This window comes from Cytobacillus gottheilii (genome assembly GCF_001636345.1).
Classification (GTDB): domain Bacteria; phylum Bacillota; class Bacilli; order Bacillales; family Cytobacillaceae; genus Cytobacillus; species Cytobacillus gottheilii.
On sequence record NZ_KV440945.1, the window covers coordinates 321,141 to 341,861 of the forward strand.

Sequence of the window (20,721 nt, forward strand, 5' to 3'; positions counted from 1 at the left end):
GACTCCTGAGTAAACAAATTTATTCACATCATCAAGCAATAAAGTTACAAAAACAGCATATTGAGATTAATTTTAGGATGATTGTTTTGTTGTTCAGCATGATTTTGAAACAATTTATCTAACTTATACGTATGCTAAAAGAAATTTAAAAATTAGGTGAGTACACATAGAACTGAGGTGATAGCATGCCAAGTATGGAAGAAGTTCAGCGGCAGCTTCAAGAACTGCATGTAAGTGATCATCGAAGGAAATTAATGAGAAAAGAGATTGAAGAGCTGCCCAATATTTTAAAGGATAATGAAAAGATTTTACGCTTAATGGGCGGGACTTATCAAACATTTACTGGGATGTTCATCGCAACCAATAGCCGCTTTCTTTTTATTGATAAAGGCTATAAAGGGAAATTAACACTGAATGAATTTAAGTATGATGAGCTTTTAGATATGAAATACAATCTAGGCTGGGTTTATGGAAAAATAGACATGCTGTATTTAGGAAAATGGATTAAATTAGAGATGTTAGAGAAAGAAGAAACAGAGTCTTTTTTTCATTTTATAAACGACCAGAGGGGTAGTTTTAGCTCATCAATTGATGACAGCACTGTGGCAGAAATAAAAATCGAAAAAGAGATGAATCCTCAATCTCATCGCAAATCCGGCCTTTTTTATGAAGTATCTGATCTTCAGATTGAAGAACGTCCAGAGGTAAAGGAGAAGGTGAGCAGATGGCTCGGTTTTAAACCTTTAGATCCCTCTCAGGAGCAATATATAAAGAAGCTGAAAAAACGTTATTTTTGGAGAGTTTTTTTAGCAGCTCTTATCTTAGCAGTTATAGTTATAAGCCTCATTGTACAAAGTTCCTTAATAGAAGTATGGAAGTTTGCAGTCTTCTTAAGTGTTCTTTGGATTGGCGGGGCATGGGTTCTGCAAAAAGAGCTGAATGAAGATATAAATAAAAAGAAAAGTACTTCTTCACTCGTAATCTATAAATATTGCATCAGATATTGGAATAGTTTCTTTGAATACCTTATTCCTAACAGTGGCTATAGAATAAAACCGAATGTCACTGGAATGTTTCTAAAGTATGGTTTTGAGAACCGCAGGAACATGAAAATAACCAGGTTCTTTCATTTTCCGAAGCTGCAAAAAGACCGAATATATTATATCTCTTATAAAACGAAGAAGCATACTGAAAATACTAGAAAGGTGGGGTTATACTTCGAGCTAACTCTGCCAAAAGACGCTGGGAAAAGTTTACATCCTTTTGTGCTAGTCCCTAAAGGGAATAAACTTAAAAGTGAAAAGTATACATTACAGCAATCACTGGTAGCTCATAATCTTTATACAGAGAAGGCAATTCCTCAAGAACAACTCGATGAAATCATTTCCTTTCTTCAGCCGCTTATCAATCGAGACATTGGAGTTGCTGTGAAGTTCCATCATCATTTAGAAATCTATCTTCCTTATTTTCTGGAGACCAAGGAACAGCTAAAGTCAGAAGAACAAATACAGCAGATTATAGATGGTATTCACTTATGGTATGCATTTTATGAAAGAAGTATTATCTGGCGTTATGGACAGTTTCCTGCTGAATGGAAAGAAGGAGAAGAGCAGGCGCTGGAGAATTAAAAAATGATAACGTCCTTTTGGAGGAACTCTTCTTTCCTCTTAAATCCTTTTAATTCTGTTTAGGCAGGCGTACCGTAAAAGGAGTGTAAAAATGGTACAATGATGCCGATAAAGTTAATGTGCCATCGAGTGTGCTAATGATTCATAAATCAGAAATAGGATGTGAGAGGTTGTTTAATCGAGTTATACCTGCGATCCGCAATATGAAGGATTTTGAATATGCGTTAAATAAAGACCATGAATATATCATTTTTTTAGAAACCCGCCTTTCTCAGGCAGAAAGTGTTGTTAAGTATGCTAAGAAGAATGGCAAAAAGGTGTTTATGCATGCGGATCTGATTCAAGGCCTTAAAATGGATGAATACGGGATTGAATATTTAATCAATAACGTGAAGGTGGATGGCATTATCTCTACCAGAGTAAATGTGATTACTTTGGCAAAAAAGCACAATATTATCGCCATTCAAAGGCTCTTTGCATTAGACAGTCATGTGCTTGAGAACAATGTGAAAGTATGCAGAAAAATCCAGCCCGATTATATAGAAGTGCTGCCGGGCATTATTCCAGGCATCATGGAAGAAATTCATGAAAAAACAGGTATTCCGCTGATTGCTGGCGGTTTGATCCGCACGAAAGAGGATGTCGAGAAGTCTATAGAAAACGGCGCTATTGCTGTTACGACTTCAAATAGAGAACTTTGGTAAGATACGTAGAAGACTTTTTTGAAAAAAGTTGTAAACCCTGCCCCGAAATATTTTGTTGACACCGTTTTCATATAGTTATACACTGTATTTAAGTTAATAACTAGTGACCGTGATCAGGAGACACATTAAATGCTTTGGATATTTATTCAAGGGTATTTAGTGTGTCTTTTTTATGCTCTGAAAATGGTCATCGTTATTGGGGATGGAGTTTTAAAGAGAGATCAAAAGGGGGATTAATATGAAAAACATGAAAAAAACAGTCATCTTATTAGTGGTTTCATTATTGCTGATTTTAGTTGGCAGCTTTTCAGCTTCTCAGTTTAATAGTTCGAGTGGGGATGTGGATGTATCACGGATTTACTTTGATACACCAAGAGGAGAGCTTTCTGGTCTCTTATATAAACCAGAAGGAAGTGACGAACAGCCGCGACCAACGATTATTGCAACTCACGGTTATCTGAATTCTGCTGAGATGCAGGATGCACAGACAATTGAAATGTCTAAAAGAGGCTATGTCGTTTTAGCATTAGATCAATATGATCATGGACATTCAACAGGTACAATGGAAAAGCCAGTTCCGTTTTTCTCATTCTGGCCTCAAGCCATTTATGATGCCGTTCAATATATGTATGATCAGGACTTTGTTCTGAAAGATGAAAGCGGCAATGGAATCATTGCAGTTTCTGGGCATTCAATGGGCGGCTTCTCGTCAACTCATGCCGTTATGCTTGATGAAATGGATTTCCAGGAATCAGGCATCAGAAAAATCTTTAGTTCTCTAACAATGGGCTCTGATTATCAGTGGCTGAGATCACTGGAATACACAGATGAAATCATCAACAATTCATATGGTCCAAGAACATCTGGTAAAATTGCAGGTATCTATGATGAATTCTTCTTTGATGCTGACGCAGCAGCGGCCGGCGCACCTGTAGTGAAGAAAAATTACATCGGCACAGCAGAAGGTCAAGGATTTTTAGGCAATCCGGAAAATCCGGAGGCAGGCACTATATATGAAGTCAATGGCGGAAAAAGGGTTATTTATCAGCCAAATGAAACACACCCTTGGAATCATTTTTCAAAAACATCTACAGAATACGCAATTGATTTTTATGATATGACATTTGCTGATTACAGCAATATTGTAACAGTAGATGCGGATGGCCAGACATGGATGTATAAAGAGTGGTTCTCTTTCCTTGCACTGATTGGATTCTTCATGCTATTCATACCAGTTGTATCATTGCTGTCAAAACTGCCTTTCTTGAAAAACGTTTATACTGGCAGACCTGATCTGCTTCCAGAAGCAAAAACAAATGGATCAAAGCTCGCAGGTTTATTCTTAATTGTCATTGGGCTCCTGTTCCCTGCTTTATTCTTCTCTGCATTATATAGTGGAGATCTATATGGAATGAGGCTCTTGAGACAAGTGAGTATGGTCTTTATTGCTATTTCTGCCATTGCTCTAATCTTCTCAATGGTGAAAAAGTCAGAGCGTACAATCACAGTCGTTTCTTCTATTATGCTTGTTTTGAGTGTGGTTCAATATGTTATTTTAAGAAACCAAGATACTCTTATAGCTACAACAGAATTCTTTGGAGCACCAACGGTAAACCCAGTTCTTTATTGGGCTATTAATGTCGCGATTGTCACTTTAATGATTATGGTTGGCTATCACTATATTGCTAAAAAGCCTGAAGGTGCAACGATTAATAGCTATGGAATTAAGGTTTCTATTAAAACGATTCTTGCTGCCTTCGTAACAGCTATTGCAGCAATTGCGATCGGCTTTGGAATTCTATATCTTGTAGATGCTTTATTCAAGGTTGATTTCCGTCTGTGGACACTAGCTGTGAAAACGTTTGAAGATCAGCATCTGGTTGCTTTATTAAAATATGCTCCACTCTTCTTTATTTACTATTTCATCATTGGCTTATCTGTCAATATGAATACAGCTAGTGTAAAATATGATGGATTTAAAGGTTATCTCGTTTCCATCGTTCACTTTATAGGCGGTTTAGTTTTATATTTAGGCTATCAATATGGTTTACTATTTACGACAGGAACGGCAGGTTATACGGGAGAATCGTTATCCTCTATTATCGTCATTGGACTGGTTCCCGTTCTTCTGGTAGCTGCCATCTTCAATCGCTACTTTTATAGAAAAACGGGCAATGTATATGTAGGTGCTATTCTAAATACCGTGTTAATGACACTCATTACACTGGCAAATACTGCGTTGTATACAATTCTCTAATAGAATATAAATGTGAAGAGAGCAAGGAGCAAGGTGTTCCGGGCTCTCTTTTATTCACAATCTAACACGTTAAAGATTACGGCAAGGAATGATGGATGGAAGAGGAGGAATACGGATGGGAAAATATATATTAGCATTGGATCAAGGTACAACAAGCTCCCGTGCTATTCTTTTTAATAAAGAGGGTGAAATTGTTGGGACAGCTCAGCAGGAGTTTGAACAATTTTTTCCGAAACCAGGCTGGGTAGAGCATGATGCAAATGAAATTTGGACTTCCATTCTTGCTTGTATTGCCTCTGTGCTGCGAAAGGCAGATGTGGAGCCTGGGGAAGTAGCAGGAATAGGCATTACAAACCAGCGAGAAACAACCGTTATTTGGGATAAGAACACCGGGAAACCAATACATCATGCGATTGTATGGCAGTCACGCCAAACGGAGGACATTTGCCAGGAACTGCGTGACAAAGGATATAATGAATTATTTAACAGTAAAACGGGTCTGCTTTTAGATCCCTATTTCTCTGGTACGAAAGTAAAATGGATTCTTGATCATGTAGAAGGTGCCAGAGAAAAGGCTAATAATGGTGAGCTTTTATTTGGTACTATTGATACTTGGCTGGTCTATAAGCTTTCAGGCGGCAAGGTGCATGTAACCGATTATTCAAACGCTTCCCGGACACTTATGTTTAATATTTATGACCTGCAATGGGATGATGAGCTGCTTGAGATTTTAGATATACCAAAAAGCATGCTGCCTGAAGTCCGTCAGTCTTCAGAGGTTTATGCACATACAGTAGACTATCATTTCTTTGGCTACAACGTACCTATTGCCGGTATTGCCGGCGATCAGCAAGCAGCATTGTTTGGCCAGGCATGTTTTGAGAAGGGCATGGCTAAAAATACGTATGGAACAGGCTGCTTTATGTTAATGAACACCGGCAGTGAAGGAGTTAAGTCCGAGCATGGACTTCTTACGACGATTGCGTGGAGTGTTGACGGGAAAGTTGAATATGCGCTGGAAGGAAGTATATTTGTCGCTGGATCTGCCATTCAATGGCTGCGGGATGGAATGAGAATGATCGACAGTGCCAAGGCAAGTGAAGAGTATGCAACCAAAGTAGAATCAACTGAAGGCGTATATATGGTACCTGCCTTTGTAGGAATGGGTACCCCTTATTGGGACAGTGATGCTCGCGGAGCCGTATTTGGCCTGACACGCGGTACAACAAAGGAGCATTTTATCCGTGCGACATTGGAGTCTCTTGCCTACCAGACAAGAGATGTATTAGATGCAATGACAGCAGACTCTGGTATTGATTTAAAATCATTGCGCGTGGATGGCGGTGCTGTTCAGAATGACTTTTTAATGCAATTCCAAAGCGATATTTTAGGAGTTCCTGTTGACCGGCCTGTTGTGAATGAAACGACAGCGTTAGGCGCTGCTTTTCTTGCTGGCCTTGCAGTTGATTTCTGGTCCGAAAAGGAAGAAATCGCACAGCAATGGAGAAAGGATCGCACCTTTACAGACAATATGGCTGAGGAAAAGCGTGAATTGCTCTATAATGGCTGGAAAAAAGCGGTCAAAGCAACACGTGAATATAAATAGATTTTTTACAATTGCTGTAACGTTAAACTTTAAAATTAATGCATCAAATGTTATACTAAAAATAAGTTAATACTATTTGGCTGGAGATCTCGAGAGACCACAATCACCCTTTTTTGGCAACGAAAAGCAGGGTCGGTTTGTGGTCTCTTTTTTTGTACCTTCAGAATCAGGAACGAAAACATTGTTTAATAGCTTGTAATGACATAGAAGAAGAACATAAAACGAGAGGATTGACTTGTATGAAATTCACAAACTTAGTAAGACAGGACGTTAAAGATCAAATGCAAAAAGAACCTTTGGATCTCCTTGTGATTGGAGGCGGAATCACTGGAGCGGGTATTGCGCTGGATGCTGTGGCCCGGGGAATGAAAGCAGCTGTTGTAGAAATGCAGGACTTTGCTGCCGGCACATCAAGCAGATCGACGAAACTTGTCCATGGCGGATTGCGCTATTTAAAGCAGTTTGAAGTTGGAGTTGTGGCTGAAGTAGGAAAGGAAAGAGCGATTGTATATGAAAATGGCCCACATGTCACAACGCCAGAGTGGATGCTGCTGCCTTTTTATAAAGGAGGAACTTTTGGTCCTTTTACAACCAATATTGGCTTAAGGGTGTACGATTTTCTAGCGGGAGTTAAGAAAAGCGAAAGAAGAAAAATGTTTACTCCAGATGAAGCGTTAAGACGTGAGCCATTATTGAAAAGAGAGGGAATGAATGGTGCAGGCTATTATGTAGAATACAAGACGGATGATGCCCGCCTGACCCTCGAAGTGATGAAAAAGGCTGTTGAAAAAGGCGCATTGGCTCTCAATTATATGAAGGTCACTGATCTAGTATATGAAAATAGGAAAGTCGTTGGGATTAAAGCAGAGGATTTAACGGATGGATCTGTTCAGGAGATTCGGGCAAAGAAAATTGTGAATGCTGCAGGCCCATGGGTAGATACTCTAAGGGAGATTGACAAGTCAAGAAAAGGCAAATCACTGCAGCTGACAAAAGGTATTCACCTTGTCTTCGATCGCAGCCGTTTTCCATTAAAACAGGCAATATACTTCGATACACCTGATGGGCGCATGGTATTTGCCATTCCAAGAGAAGGCAAGACATATGTGGGCACGACAGATACGGTTTATAAGGGGGATATTGCTCATCCAAAAATGACAGTTGAAGATCGTGATTATGTATTAAAAGCGATTGATTTTATGTTTCCAGAAGTGAAGATTACAGCAGATGATGTGGAATCAAGCTGGGCAGGGCTTAGACCATTGATACATGAGGATGGAAAGTCGCCATCTGAAATATCAAGAAAAGATGAAATTTTTGTTTCAGAATCAGGATTTATCTCTATAGCTGGAGGGAAATTGACAGGCTACCGTAAAATGGCAGAAAACATTGTTGACTTAGTGGCGGGACAGCTCCACAAGGAGGAAGGCAGAGAATTTCCTGGAACAACAACAAAGCATATGGTCATTTCTGGAGGAGATGTAGGCGGTTCGAAAGGATTCATCACATTTGCACAGAACAAGGTAGAAGAAGGAAAGAAGCTTGGCTTAACAGAAGCTGAAGCGGAAAAATTAGTGCAGCGCTATGGATCAAATGTGGATCAAGTGTATTCTATTTATCAGGATGATGCCAACAAAGCAATAGCAGAAAATCTTGACCCAGTCGTTTATGCGTGTTTAACGTATGCTATAAATGATGAGCAGGTCTATAAGCCAGCAGACTTCTTTATTCGAAGAACCAGTGCCCTCTTCTTTGATATTGCCTGGGTTCAAGCACATAAGGAATCAGTCATCCAGTATATGAAAAAAATCTTTAACTGGAGCAATGAGCAGGAAGTGGAATATAAGGAAGAACTGGAACAGTTCATTTATGAAGCATCACATCCAATTGCCAAGGAAGAGTTTTAAATCAATTTAAACCAAACTAAATCCAGCAGAGTATAATCTCTAGCTGGGCTTAGTTTTTATATCCTTGCTCGTGTTAACAGAATAATAATCTTTAAGATCTTCATTAAAACATGCGCAGGAATAAAATACTTTTGAATGAAGGAAACTGTGATAAAAAAATCTTGCTAACAAAATGAAACCTTGATATATTATAGCTTAGTTAATGACGGGATACACTTTGACATGTTACTGGTAAAGCAGGCTAGATCAAATGTACACCAAATAACCATAGAGTATTTTCGCTCTCTAATGGGGTATTTGTGTATATTTGATCTTTTTTTGTTTTAGTGTCTCCTTACCCGTTGGCCAGCGGATTAATCTAGTGAAGGAGCTAAGAGGATGAATATAAAGCAATTGGCCCAAGACATCTTAACGAATGTTGGAGGGAAAGAAAACATATCGCAATTAACACATTGTTATACCCGCTTGCGTTTTGTACTGAAAAGTGTAGAAAAAGCCAATAAAGAAAACTTGGAGAATATGGACGAAATTATCTCGGTTGTAGAGAGTGCAGGCCAATTCCAGGTGGTTATAGGAAATAAAGTAGAAGATGTGTACGCACACATTATGCAGCATTTGGATGACTTAGGCAGTCCTCAAGGAAAGAAAGAAGAGAAAAGTTCTATTGGGAGCCGGATTTTAAATACAGTAACGGCTATTTTTACACCAATCATTCCAGCAATCGCTGCATCCGGAATGATCAAAGGGATTCTAGCTCTTGCGGTCATGATCGCTACTCTCTATTACGGCATTGATATTAAAGAGTACAATACGTACATTATCTTGAATGCTGCATCAAGCGCAGTGTTTTACTTCTTCCCAATTGTGATCGGTTATGCCGCATCAAAGGTGTTTAAAGCAAATGAATTTATTGCAATGGTATTAGCAGCAACCCTATGTTACCCTGACATTGTTGCATTAATGACTAGCGAAAATCCTGTTACCTTATTTGGGATTGGCATAACAGAAGCTAACTATACTTCTACCGTAATTCCAATTATCATTGCAATTTTTATCATGGCTTATGTTCAGCGTTTCTTTGAGCGTGTGATACCTGAAGTTCTAAAGATTATCATGGTACCTACTTTTACATTATTGGTCATGGTACCTGCCACTTTAATTGTTTTTGGTCCTATTGGCATTTATTTAGGAGATTTCATTAACTGGCTTTATTATGTCATTATGGACATTAGCCCCATTTTATTAGGAGCATTTATAGGCGGAATCTGGTGTGTGCTGGTGATCTTTGGCGCACATAAAGCAATTGTTCCAATCGGCATCAATGATGTCGCAAAAACCGGCCAGCAGAATCTATTAGCTTTCGCTGGTGCAGCTAACTTTTCTCAAGCAGGAGCAGCAGCAGGGGTGTTCTTAAAGACAAAGAATAAAAAACTTAAAACACTAGCAGCTACTTCCACGATAACAGCTCTATTTGGTATCACTGAACCAGCTATATACGGTGTAAACCTGCGACTGAGAAAGCCAATGATCTACGCAGTCATCAGCGGTGCGTTAGGCGGGGCTTTAATGGGCTGGGGAGGCTCATACGGTACAGCCTTTGCGAACCAAGGGGTTTTAACCATTCCGGTATATATTGAAGCAGGTACAAAGGCTTTCTTATGTTATTTGATCGGGATCGCAATTGCATTTTTTGGTGCTGCTGCAATGACCATAATATTTGGATTTAAAGATGTGCCGGAAGATGCAGAAGTGGATGAAGCACCAAAACATACGGATAAAGTTGTTCCAGGAGCCATTAAAGCAGATGGAGATATTAAAATCCCGTCACCTCTGCAAGGAAAAGTACTTCCTTTATCACAAATAAATGATGAAGTTTTTGCTTCAGGAGCATTAGGTGAAGGAATTGCGATTTATCCTGAGATCGGAGAAGTTGTCGCACCAATGGATTGTAAAGTGACAACCTTATATCCAACTTTGCATGCTATTGGTTTACAGTTTGAAAATGGAGTAGAAATGCTGATACATATTGGCTTGAATACAGTTCAACTTAAGGGCGAGGGATTCAAGGCACATATCCAAGCAGGCGATGAAATTAAAAAGGGGACAAAAATTGTTTCCTTTGATATAAAAGATATGGAAGCTAAAGGCTATGATCTTAGTACTCCGATTATTATAACGAATTCAACACAGTATCAAAGTGTCACATTTACAGAAAATGACATAGCAACACCTGAAGGACAATTATTATTAATTAAAGCATAGGAGTGTTATAGATGAAAAATTATTTTAAAGAGGACTTCTGGTGGGGAGCTTCATCCTCCGCTTTTCAAATCGAAGGTGCATGGGATAAAGATGGAAAAGGGAAAACAGTTGCGGATCATAATTCATTTATGAAATCAGATGTACAAGCCGATACCACGGTTGCAAGTGATTTTTACCATAATTATAAAGAAGACATTTTATTAATGAAAGAACTGGGTTTAAAAACATACCGATTCTCCATTTCCTGGGCAAGAATCATCCCAGATGGAGACGGAGAAGTCAACCAAAAGGGAATTGATTTCTATAATGATGTAATTGATTTCTTACTAGAGAATGACATCATACCATTTGTGACTCTATATCACTTTGACCTTCCTTTTGCTCTAGTTGAAAAGTACAATGGCTGGGAGAGCCGTGAATCTGTATATGCGTTTGAGAAGTATGCAAAGGTTTGTTATGGAGCGTTTGGCGATCGTGTGAAGCATTGGCAAGTGAATAATGAGCAAAACCTTATGGTACGAGTGAATATTCGAATGAATATGTATGATGTTCCGGCTGATCAGGTAGAAAGAATGAGAGCACAGATGGACTACCATATGTTTGTTGCACATGCACTCGCAACAAATGCCTGCCATGAAATGCTGCCAGATGCAAAAATCGGTCCAGCGGTGTCTTCTACGATGACATATCCCAACTCAAACCGTCCGGAAGATGTATGGGCAGCACGCATGAATGACAACTTTAAAACAAACTACGCATTAGAGATGTATTGTTATGGTGATTATCCTGGCTATTATAAAGAGTATCTTAGAAAATGTGATATTTACCCTATCACAAAACCTGAAGATGCTGAAATTCTAAAGGCAGCGAAACCAGATTTTATTGCTTTAAACTACTATCGCACTCTTGTTGCCAGCTATTTGCCGGCAGATGAAGCCAATCCATTTGGAACAAAGGTGAACGATATTGACTTTGACTTATATGGATACTTTAAGATTGAAAAGAATCCAAATTTAGTAGTTACTGATTACGGAATTCAAGTAGATCCAATGGGATTAAGACTAGTGTTAAATGATTATTATGAAAAATATCGCTTACCATTAATTATTACTGAAAATGGCCTGGGAACAGGAGACCAGCTGACAGAAGACGGCAAGGTTCATGACGACTACCGTATTGAATACTTAAAAAGTCATATTGCAGCATGTAATGATGCGATTGCGGATGGTGTAGAACTATTTGGGTATTGCCCATGGTCTGTGATGGATCTATTAAGTTCTCGCCAAGGCTTTATGAAACGTTATGGATTTATTTATGTAGACCGAGATGATTTTAATGAAAAGGAATTGCGCAGAATTAAAAAGGATAGCTTTCACTGGTATCAAGAGGTAATCAAAAACAATGGACTAAACTAATCCATCGAAGAAAAATAGCCAGACAGATTCTAAAAAATGATGAACAACTCATTGATATTGTTGGCAGAGCAGATAAAATCTATTTAATCATCTAAACGAATCACTAATATGATAAAACTCCTCTAAACGATTTAGAGGAGTTTTTTTAATTCGGCAGTGGTTTTCAAAGGCTGAGGAATCTTCCTCAAGTAAGATTCCTGCAACCCATTCTAAGTTTATACTCTATCAGCATGATAGCGTCCGATAGGCACTACATTTGGCGATCCTGAAACAGGATCTTCAATCACAGTTGAGTTAAGACCAAAAATGTCTTTAATTAAGGTGCTTGTGATTACGTCTGATGGTTTCCCCTCCGCTGCCAGCTTTCCGCTGTGCATCGCGAAAATATAATCAGCATAACGGGCCGATAAATTAATATCGTGCAGAACCATCACAATGGTTGTTCCGCGTTTTCGATTTAGATCTGTCAACAGATCAAGAATTTCAACCTGATACGTAATATCTAAGAAGGTGGTTGGTTCATCTAGAAATAAAATATCTGTTTGCTGTGCTAAGGCCATGGCAATCCATACACGCTGTCTTTGACCGCCGGAAAGTTCATCGATATTGCGATTGGCAAGCTCGGTGATATTCATAATATCCATGGCATCTGCGACCGCTTCATAATCTTTTTTTGTCCAGCCGCTAAATAAGGATTGGTGAGGAAACCTGCCTCTGCCAACCAAATCGGCCACTGATATTCCCTCAGGCACAATTGGAGATTGCGGCAGAAGTCCAACAATTCTTGCTAATTCTTTAGCGGGAATCTTACTGATCGGTTTGTCATCAAGCGTGATGCTGCCGGAAGTGGGCTTGATCAGCCGAGCCAATGTTTTTAGAAGCGTCGATTTCCCGCAGGCGTTTGCGCCAATAATAACACTTATTTTGTTGCTGGGAATGGTTAAGCTTACTTCATGTAAAATCTTCTTATTTTCATAGCCAGCTTCGATTTTTTCTGCTTTAAACACATGCGGTGATATCATCATAAGTCTCCCTTTCGATTCATTCGGATGAGCAAGAAGATCAGATATGGCGCTCCGAGTATTCCTGTTATGATTCCTACTGGGAATCTGACTTCAAATGCGAATTGACCGATCAGATCTGCTGCCAAGACGAGATTTGCACCTACAAGGCCTGCAGGGATGATGCTGGAAAAACCAATTCCGACAATTCTTTTCGCAATTGGTCCGGCCAGAAATGAAACAAAGGCAATAGGACCAGTCGTTGCAGTAGCAAGTGCAATCATGCAGACCGAGCTGACAATTAATAATATTCTTGCAAGGTCTGTTCTTACGCCTAAAGTAGTTGCAGCTTGTTCACCAAGCTCTAATATACTTAAATGTTTCCCCAATAAAAGAACAATAGGCGTACAAATCAGTACGGCGATTACAAGAGGAGGAAGTTCATCCATTTGTGATCCATTAAGACTGCCGCTAAGCCATCTGATGGCTGCCGGGATGTCCTGCTGATCCCCTTTTAAAAGAACATATGAAATAAAAGCGTCCAGCATTGCCTGGATTCCAATCCCCACTAAAATAAGACGGCCGATGGAAAACGTTCTTCCTTTAGATAATAAGTAAATGAGTATAACGGTTATAAGTGCAGCAATCACAGAGACAATGGAAACAACCGTATTACTGGTATGAAGTATAACAATGCAAAAGACTGCTGCCGCACTTGAACCAGATGTAATTCCGATAACATTAGGATTTGCAAGTGGATTGCGCAGCATCGTTTGAAAGATGTATCCTGCTATACCGAAAGCAAAGCCGGCAAAAAGACCCGCCAGCATCCGCGGCAGACGGATGGTATTAACAGCAAATGTTACCCCTTTAATTTGTTCGCCGGAAAGAGTGCGAATGACATCGTTTACTGGGTAGATCGTGTTTCCCAGTAAAAGCATGGCACAGCAAAGGGCGATTGCAAGAATAAAGAGGAGGCTAGTGACCAATATCCAGCGGCGGCGTCTAAGACGTCTGCCTTGTTTGATGATTTCAATAGAATTATTTTTCATAGTGAACGCACTTTCGCTTTCATGGCTATAATAATCAGGATTGGAGCGCCAATAAAGGCAGTTACAACTCCAACTTCCAATTCTCCAGGACTGCCGATAAGCCTGCCTGCTACGTCAGAAATGGTTAATATAATGGCTCCTGAAAGGGCGGCCATTGGAATAACGAAACGAAGATCAGGACCAATCATCAGACGGATTACATGCGTAGCCAGTAATCCAACAAAGCCTATTGGACCAGCTAGTGCTGTTGCTGCACCACATAGAAGTACCCCGGCAAAAGCGGCAATAATTCTTAGCGTTCCTGTACGCACGCCTAATCCGGTTGCTACATCATCACCTAGCGCCAAGGCATTTAAGGCTGAAGCTGCCAGGGTTCCAATGACAAGGCCGGTAATGAGAAATGGCAAAAAGAGAGAAATAGACTCCCAATTCCCAGAGCCAACACTTCCTACTTGCCAAAATCTAAATTGATCCATCACGTAAGAGCGTGGAATCATAATAGCACTGACAAGGGATGAAAGGGCTGCACTTGTCGCGGCACCAGCCAAAACAAGCTTAAGAGGCGTGGCACCCCCACGCCCCATAGAGCCAATACCATATACAAATACAGCTGTGACCATCGCCCCAGCTATTGCCAGCCACATATATTCACCCGCAGTACTAATGTTAAAGAATGCGAGTCCGCAAATAACGAAAAGGGATGCACCTGTGTTGACTCCTAAAATGCTTGGATCTGCAATGGGATTACGTGTAACAGCCTGCATAAGCGCTCCGGAAACACCAAGTGCTGCACCGCAAAATAAACTGAAAATGGTCCGGCTTATTCTCTGACGAACGACGCTGGCCCCATAGGAGTCAACGTCGTTGTGAAATAAGCCAGCCATCAGTTCATTCCAGCTCACAGTACGAGAGCCAAGCGCCAGAGAGGCGACTATACATACACCAAGCAGGATCAAACAAGCAGTCAATACGATTATGAAGTTTTTTGGTAAATACGCATTTTTCTGCTTTATAGTTTGATCTGTTAAACTACTCATTTATCTTTTCAATAGCTCCTCCGATTAACTCTAAATATTCATCAATCGTATAGTCAATTGCAAGCGGATTCGGGTTGCCAGCTGCTCCTAATGGAGAGGTACCATTGATGAATACTACAGAACCTCTTTCAATGGCAGGAATCTTCCCTAATAGAGGATCAGCTTTTACTGCCTCATATAAACTATCATCGCCATAGCCAACAATTAAATCAGCATCATGAAGTAAATCAGCATTTTCAGCACTTAAACTTAAAGAGTAACTAGAAGGATCTGTAATCTCGTTTGTAATACTTTCAGGATACTCCATTCCCAGCTCCATTAAGAATTCTCCACGAGGATCTGCAGGTGTGTAAAGGTGAAGTTTGGACATATCATCAGCTGAGAAGTTTACCCACACAACCTTTTTCCCTTCCATTTCAGGATGTTCAGCAGCTTTTTCCTTAATTAAATTCTCCGTGTCTGCAATCAGCTGTTCTCCTTCTTCCTTCATACCCATACCAGTCGCGCTAAGAAGAACTTGCTCACGCCATGTTGTAGCCCAAGGTCCTGTTTGATATGCAACAACTGGAGCAATTTGACTTAATAAATCATAGTCTTCCTGGGTAATGCCTGAGTATGCTGCCAAAATGACATCTGGATCTGAATCAGAAATTGCTTCAAAATCAAGGCCATCTGTATCTTGGAAAACATTCGGGTTTTCTTCCCCAAGTTCTTCAAGCTTTTCTGCTGTCCAAGGCAATAAACCACTGTCATCCTGAACACCAAAGTTTGCAGCTGAAAAACCTACAGGCACAACACCAAGAGCAAGAGCTACATCCTGGTTTGCCCATTGAACAGTAGCAACACGTTCAGGTTTGCTTTCAATAACCGTTTCACCAAAAGCATGCTCAATCGTTATTGGATATTCAGAGTTTTCCTCTTCGGCAGCAGCTGTCTCTTCGGACGAGTCTGAGTTACTCTCATTCTCATTTGAAGCTGTATCAGAATCCTGGCCAGAACATGCAGCAAGCAGGAATAGGGTCATAGCAAAAATAATGAAGGTAATAAATCTTTTGTTCGCTTTCATTCTTTTTCTCATCCTTTTCGTCATTAAGTTAGTAGTACTTGAAATGCCTGCAATCATTTTAAACCTTTGTATTAATGGATTACTTTCTTCATTTATTTGAAAGCGGTTATAAATCTATGTAAACATGCTTAGCTATCAGGAAAATGAAGTGTATTGCAAAACTCTTGAAAAATAGTTGGTAATGAGATTCGTTTTCAATGATAATCGTTATCAGTTAATGTGTCAATCCTAATTTTCATAGAATGCAGTTTTTTCAGAAAGAAATAAACACTACCCTATCAAAATTAAAGAAAATCCACTCAAATAGCAATTCAGATTGGGATTTGTAACAAAATGTTCATAAGATAAGCCCTGTAGTTATAGTTATATTATTTTCTAAAAGTGTAAGTGAAAGAAGCAAATCAGATCTTGAAGATATCTATTTCCCGGCAAAATGATTTCATCTTGCAGATCTGATATGATTATGATGTTAAGCAACACCATAAACTATTGATAGGATGACAAGATGAAAAAAGATGTCACTTTAACTGTTAAGAGTAAATTTGTGAGTAAATTTAAAGGCGGCTATCCGCTGATCTCAAAAGAGTCTGTTCTAAATCTGCATGATGGTATAGAAGAAGGTACCATCCTTAAGCTCGTAGATGAAAAGAACAGATTTATTGCAAGAGGCTATTATGGCAAGCAAAACAAAGGATATGGCTGGGTTTTGACTAGAAATGAGAATGAGCTAATTGACCAGTCCTTTTTTATAAAGCAACTAAAGAAGGCCATTGAGAGCCGGAAGTCATTTTTCAATAACCAGGAAACCACTGCCTTCAGAGTAGTAAACGGCGAGGGTGATGGATTAGGCGGATTAACGATTGAGTATTTTGATGGCTACTATCTAATTCATTGGTACAGCAAAGGAATTTATAGCTTTCGGAAATCTATTATCGGGGCATTGCAGGAATTGGTACAGTACAAAGCAATCTATCAAAAGAAACGATTTGCTGAAAGCGGCAAATATATTGAGGAAGATGATTTTGTTACGGGAGAAAGAGGCACATTCCCGATTATCGTTAAAGAAAATGGAGTTCATTTTGCCGTTTATCTTAATGAAAGTGCAATGGTTGGGGTCTTTTTAGATCAAAGGGAAGTTAGAAAAAGAATCCGTGACGCATATGCTGCAGGAAAGACTGTTTTAAATACTTTTTCCTATACAGGTGCCTTTTCCGTTTTTGCAGCTTTAGGAGATGCTCAAAAAACAACAAGTGTTGATTTAGCTAATAGAAGCTTAAGTAAAACAATCGAACAGTTTAGCATCAATGGAGTTGATTACGAAGCGCAGGATATTATTGTAGAAGATGTATTCCGCTACTTTAAATATGCGGTGAAAAAGCAGCTGAAATTTGATATGGTCATTCTCGATCCTCCTAGCTTTGCAAGATCGAAAAAGATGGTATTCAGTGCCGAAAAAGACTACAAAAATCTTTTAAAAGAAGCAATTTCCATTACAGAAGAGGGCGGGATCATTGTAGCATCAACGAATGCCAGCTCTTTTAATATGGATAAATTTAAAGGGTTTATTGATCAGGCTTATAAAGAATCAAATAAGAAGTATCAGCTTTTGGAGGAATATTCACTGCCTGAGGATTTTAAAACCATTAAGTCATTTCCTGAGGGAGATTACCTGAAGGTTGTGTTTATTAAAAACGCAAAGTAAGGGAGGGGGGAATCCCTTCCCCGCTTTAATTATTTTTTTCCACCGCATGGCCCCCGAATTCATTTCGCAGTGCGGCAACAACTTTACCTGTGAATGTATCGGTCTCCTGTGAGCGATAGCGCATAAGCAGCGACAGCGCAATGACTGGTGTGGCAGCCTGCAAATCCAAGGCTGTTTCAACTGTCCATTTTCCTTCACCAGACGAGTTCATAATGCCTTTAATTTCATCGAGTTCAGCGTCCTTGGAAAAGGCCTGCTGTGTTAATTCCATTAGCCAGGAACGGATGACGGATCCATGATTCCATACCTTTGCCACCTTTTCATAATCATAGTCAAATTGGCTTTTCTCCAATACTTCAAAGCCTTCTCCAATTGCAGCCATCATGCCGTACTCTATGCCATTGTGCACCATTTTTAAGAAATGGCCGCTTCCTGCTTCACCTGTATAAAGATACCCATTATCTACTGCTGTATCCTTAAATATTGGCTCTATGATTTCCCAGGCTTCTTTGTCTCCGCCTATCATATAGCAAGCTCCATTTCGGGCACCGTCTATACCGCCTGAAGTCCCTACATCAACAAAATGGATACCTTGTTCTCTTAACGAGCTGTATCGGGTTAAGGATTCTTTGTAATGAGAATTTCCAGCATCAATGACAATATCTCCTTCATCTAAGTAAGACAAAAGCTCATGGATAACAGTATCTACGACAGGATGAGGCACCATCAGCCAGAGAATGCGCGGTTTAGTTAAAGCTTGAACAAGTTCTTTCAGGCTTTCGGACCCGATGGCACCATATTGACCAAGTTCTTCGACAGCCATGCTGTTTAGGTCAAAGGCAACGACCTCATGTTTATGATCTATTAAATTTTTTCCTAAATGCAAACCCATTTTCCCTAAGCCTATTAATCCAACTTTCATATAACATATACTCCTTAATTATCCCTCGCCACTATGCTTGCTTACTCTTTATCTACCACCATCTATGACCCAATTCATCTAATAGCTGCTGGGCTGCATCAGGTCCCATTGATCCTGAAGGATAATGGTGCAGCGGAATGGAATCTTCTTCAAATGCTTCCAGGATCGGCTCAACCCATTTCCATGAACTTTCAACTTCTTCCCAATGAGCAAAGAAGGTAGGATCCCCGCTAAGAGCATCATAGAGCAATCGTTCGTATGCTTCTGGCAAATCGCGCTGACTGGCAGAAAAATGCACGTTAATCGGCTCAATCTTTCCACTCATTAGACTTTTGCTATTTAACTGCAGCGAAACGCCTTCATTGGGGAAAATACTAATCGTTAATAGGTTTGGTTTTATGTTTTCTATTTCAACAGAATCCAGATCACTGGAATTTCTGAATTCAACAACAATCTTTGTTGTTTTTTCCTGCATTCGTTTTCCTGTTCGAATATAAAAAGGTACACCATTCCAGTACGGATGATCGATCCATACGCGGGCAGCGATAAAAGTGTCATTTTTGGATTGCGCTTGAACGCCTGTTTCTTCGCTATAGGAAACAACCGGCTGTCCGTTTATTTCACCTGCGAGATATTGTCCTCTTACTATTTGTGCTTTGGCACCCTCTTTAGTTAATGGTCTTATTGATTCCATTACCTCTCTTTTTCCATTTCGGATATCATGAGCACTCTTTTTCTCAGGAATGCGCATAGCCGTCATCATAAGCAGCTGGAGCAAATGGTTTTGTACCATATCACGGATGGCTCCAGTATGATCATAATATTCTGCTCGATCTTCAACTCCTACCGTTTCGCTGGCTGTAATTTGGACATTCGAGATAAACTGATTGTTCCAAATGGCTTTTAAGAGCGGATTGGCAAGCACGAAAGCCTCCAGGTTTTGCACCATTGGTTTTCCGAGATAATGGTCGATTCGAAAGATTTCCTCTTCCTCAAAGGTTCTGCTTAGTTTTTCATTTAGAGCTTGTGCAGATGAAACATCATGACCAAATGGCTTCTCTATGATTAATCGCTTCCAGCCATTGGTGCTACCTAAGCCGCTTTTCTTAATATTTAGAGCAATGACATCAAAAAGTTGTGGAGCAACTGATAAATAAAACATTCTATTCTCTGCAATTTGCTGTTCTGCTTCATGTTTTTCTGCTAATTTCAGCAATTTATGATAGCCTTCCGGGTCGGTCACATCTAATTGGCAGTAATGAAATAATTTAACAAATTCCTTTTTTTTAGAAACGTCGTTTAAAAGATGTCTTGAGAACGTATAAAGCGAATCTTTTACTTTAGCCTGAAATTCAGTGTCAGTGCAGTTATTTCTTCCAACTCCTATAATTGAAAAGGATTTCGGTAATTTCTGATCAAGAAATAAGTTGAACAGTGCAGGATAGATTTTTCTTTTTGCTAAATCACCTGTTGCCCCAAATAATACAAAGGTCATAGAATCCATGAACAGCCCTACTTTCTGATAAAATGACAACAAATGATACATAGTTTCAGCTCTTATATATTTCTGAGAGGTTACATCTCTATTTATTGTTGCTTTGCGAAATCAGTATATTATGTATAGTCAGCAGGTGAAAGTACGCACTTTATTTTCATCTAGTTACATAAAAGTGCAATAGTGAATAAAAAGGAACTATAAAAAAGCCTTATCAATGATGCTAATCATTGATAAGGCTTCTTAGATTTATTTTGTTGCTGATTGTTCTTCTGATTCTTTTTCCAGGACATCTTCAATATAATCTTTGCCCCATTCATACATGGATTCCAAAATAGGCATGAGTCTCTGGCCATGTTCTGTTAATGAATACTCCACTTTAGGAGGGACAACCGGATACACTTCACGATGAACAATTAAATGGTCCTCTAATTCACGCAATTGATTGACAAGCATTCTCTGGGTAATGCCGGGCATAAGGGACTTTAACTCTCCAAATCGCTTCGTCCCTTCTTTGCCCAGATACCAAAGTATCAGCATTTTCCACTTGCCACCAATAATCGCAAGTGTTAATTCTTTCTCACAATTAAATGTTCTTTCACCTAAATTTGGCATTGTTCTCACGTCTCCTTTTTCAAATGTTAAGGAAAATATATAGCTGAGTGAT

The 20,721-nt window shown here is 39.5% G+C and carries 15 protein-coding genes; 8 read left to right on the forward strand and 7 right to left on the reverse strand.

Going from position 1 to position 20,721, the window contains the following annotated elements:
• The first annotated feature begins 185 nt into the window (after positions 1-185).
• The 7 genes from A6754_RS01600 (at position 186) to A6754_RS01630 (ending at position 11,779) form a co-directional block, all read left to right on the forward strand.
• Positions 186-1,628 (forward strand): PH domain-containing protein, encoded by a 1,443-nt coding sequence (locus A6754_RS01600; RefSeq protein WP_066442053.1) that lies wholly within the window; start codon positions 186-188, stop codon positions 1,626-1,628.
• Positions 1,629-1,765: 137 nt separating this feature from the next.
• Positions 1,766-2,332, forward strand: coding sequence for a glycerol-3-phosphate responsive antiterminator (locus A6754_RS01605; protein WP_066451258.1), 567 nt, complete (start codon positions 1,766-1,768; stop codon positions 2,330-2,332).
• A gap of 238 nt (positions 2,333-2,570) precedes the next feature.
• The gene (locus tag A6754_RS01610) at positions 2,571-4,589 is read left to right on the forward strand and encodes an alpha/beta fold hydrolase (protein WP_066442054.1); all 2,019 of its coding nucleotides are present in this window, start codon (positions 2,571-2,573) and stop codon (positions 4,587-4,589) included.
• Positions 4,590-4,704: 115 nt separating this feature from the next.
• Positions 4,705-6,195: a glycerol kinase GlpK gene (gene glpK / locus A6754_RS01615; protein WP_066442055.1), complete on the forward strand. Its 1,491-nt coding sequence runs from the start codon at positions 4,705-4,707 to the stop codon at positions 6,193-6,195.
• 239 nt (positions 6,196-6,434) lie between these two features.
• A complete protein-coding gene (locus A6754_RS01620) occupies positions 6,435-8,102 on the forward strand; it encodes a glycerol-3-phosphate dehydrogenase/oxidase (protein WP_066442060.1) in 1,668 nt (555 codons plus the stop codon).
• 378 nt (positions 8,103-8,480) lie between these two features.
• Positions 8,481-10,364, forward strand: coding sequence for a beta-glucoside-specific PTS transporter subunit IIABC (locus A6754_RS01625; protein WP_066442061.1), 1,884 nt, complete (start codon positions 8,481-8,483; stop codon positions 10,362-10,364).
• Positions 10,365-10,375: 11 nt separating this feature from the next.
• On the forward strand, positions 10,376-11,779 hold the full coding sequence (locus A6754_RS01630) for a glycoside hydrolase family 1 protein (protein ID WP_066442062.1): 1,404 nt from the start codon (positions 10,376-10,378) through the stop codon (positions 11,777-11,779).
• Positions 11,780-11,994: 215 nt separating this feature from the next.
• Here A6754_RS01630 and A6754_RS01635 read toward each other — a convergent pair whose 3' ends face one another.
• The 4 genes from A6754_RS01635 to A6754_RS01650 are packed head-to-tail and all read right to left on the reverse strand — an operon-like array spanning position 11,995 to position 15,935.
• Positions 11,995-12,801: an ABC transporter ATP-binding protein gene (locus A6754_RS01635; RefSeq protein WP_066442064.1), complete on the reverse strand. Its 807-nt coding sequence runs from the start codon at positions 12,799-12,801 to the stop codon at positions 11,995-11,997.
• Positions 12,801-13,832, reverse strand: coding sequence for a FecCD family ABC transporter permease (locus A6754_RS01640; protein ID WP_066442065.1), 1,032 nt, complete (start codon positions 13,830-13,832; stop codon positions 12,801-12,803). Before A6754_RS01640 ends, A6754_RS01635 begins: the two co-directional genes overlap by 1 nt.
• Positions 13,829-14,869 (reverse strand): FecCD family ABC transporter permease, encoded by a 1,041-nt coding sequence (locus A6754_RS01645; RefSeq protein ID WP_066442066.1) that lies wholly within the window; start codon positions 14,867-14,869, stop codon positions 13,829-13,831. The genes A6754_RS01640 and A6754_RS01645 overlap by 4 nt, the downstream gene beginning before the upstream one ends.
• Positions 14,862-15,935, reverse strand: a complete 1,074-nt coding sequence (locus A6754_RS01650; RefSeq protein ID WP_066442067.1) for an iron-siderophore ABC transporter substrate-binding protein — start codon at positions 15,933-15,935, stop codon at positions 14,862-14,864. The genes A6754_RS01645 and A6754_RS01650 overlap by 8 nt, the downstream gene beginning before the upstream one ends.
• 505 nt (positions 15,936-16,440) lie before the next feature.
• On the opposite strand from A6754_RS01650, the gene A6754_RS01655 reads away from it, so the two are divergent.
• Entirely contained in the window at positions 16,441-17,637 is a 1,197-nt protein-coding gene (locus tag A6754_RS01655; RefSeq protein ID WP_066442069.1) for a class I SAM-dependent rRNA methyltransferase, read from the forward strand.
• A 25-nt stretch (positions 17,638-17,662) separates the two neighbouring features.
• Here the strand turns inward: A6754_RS01655 and gnd are convergent, their stop codons facing one another.
• The 3 genes from gnd to A6754_RS01670 form a co-directional block, all read right to left on the reverse strand.
• Positions 17,663-18,559 (reverse strand): phosphogluconate dehydrogenase (NAD(+)-dependent, decarboxylating), encoded by an 897-nt coding sequence (gnd, locus tag A6754_RS01660; protein ID WP_066442070.1) that lies wholly within the window; start codon positions 18,557-18,559, stop codon positions 17,663-17,665.
• Positions 18,560-18,611: 52 nt separating this feature from the next.
• A complete protein-coding gene (zwf, locus tag A6754_RS01665; RefSeq protein ID WP_066442073.1) occupies positions 18,612-20,063 on the reverse strand; it encodes a glucose-6-phosphate dehydrogenase in 1,452 nt (483 codons plus the stop codon).
• Positions 20,064-20,303: 240 nt separating this feature from the next.
• On the reverse strand, positions 20,304-20,669 hold the full coding sequence (locus A6754_RS01670; RefSeq protein WP_066442075.1) for a winged helix-turn-helix transcriptional regulator: 366 nt from the start codon (positions 20,667-20,669) through the stop codon (positions 20,304-20,306).
• Between the last annotated feature and the right edge of the window lie 52 nt (positions 20,670-20,721).

Coding starts and splice junctions, on each gene's coding strand:
- A6754_RS01600 (WP_066442053.1), top strand. CDS start 186: ATGCCAAGTATGGAAGAAGTTCAGCGGCAGCTTCAAGAACTGCATGTA.
- A6754_RS01605 (WP_066451258.1), top strand. CDS start 1,766: ATGATTCATAAATCAGAAATAGGATGTGAGAGGTTGTTTAATCGAGTT.
- A6754_RS01610 (WP_066442054.1), top strand. CDS start 2,571: ATGAAAAACATGAAAAAAACAGTCATCTTATTAGTGGTTTCATTATTG.
- glpK (WP_066442055.1), top strand. CDS start 4,705: ATGGGAAAATATATATTAGCATTGGATCAAGGTACAACAAGCTCCCGT.
- A6754_RS01620 (WP_066442060.1), top strand. CDS start 6,435: ATGAAATTCACAAACTTAGTAAGACAGGACGTTAAAGATCAAATGCAA.
- A6754_RS01625 (WP_066442061.1), top strand. CDS start 8,481: ATGAATATAAAGCAATTGGCCCAAGACATCTTAACGAATGTTGGAGGG.
- A6754_RS01630 (WP_066442062.1), top strand. CDS start 10,376: ATGAAAAATTATTTTAAAGAGGACTTCTGGTGGGGAGCTTCATCCTCC.
- A6754_RS01635 (WP_066442064.1), bottom strand. CDS start 12,801: ATGATATCACCGCATGTGTTTAAAGCAGAAAAAATCGAAGCTGGCTAT.
- A6754_RS01640 (WP_066442065.1), bottom strand. CDS start 13,832: ATGAAAAATAATTCTATTGAAATCATCAAACAAGGCAGACGTCTTAGA.
- A6754_RS01645 (WP_066442066.1), bottom strand. CDS start 14,869: ATGAGTAGTTTAACAGATCAAACTATAAAGCAGAAAAATGCGTATTTA.
- A6754_RS01650 (WP_066442067.1), bottom strand. CDS start 15,935: ATGAAAGCGAACAAAAGATTTATTACCTTCATTATTTTTGCTATGACC.
- A6754_RS01655 (WP_066442069.1), top strand. CDS start 16,441: ATGAAAAAAGATGTCACTTTAACTGTTAAGAGTAAATTTGTGAGTAAA.
- gnd (WP_066442070.1), bottom strand. CDS start 18,559: ATGAAAGTTGGATTAATAGGCTTAGGGAAAATGGGTTTGCATTTAGGA.
- zwf (WP_066442073.1), bottom strand. CDS start 20,063: ATGGATTCTATGACCTTTGTATTATTTGGGGCAACAGGTGATTTAGCA.
- A6754_RS01670 (WP_066442075.1), bottom strand. CDS start 20,669: ATGCCAAATTTAGGTGAAAGAACATTTAATTGTGAGAAAGAATTAACA.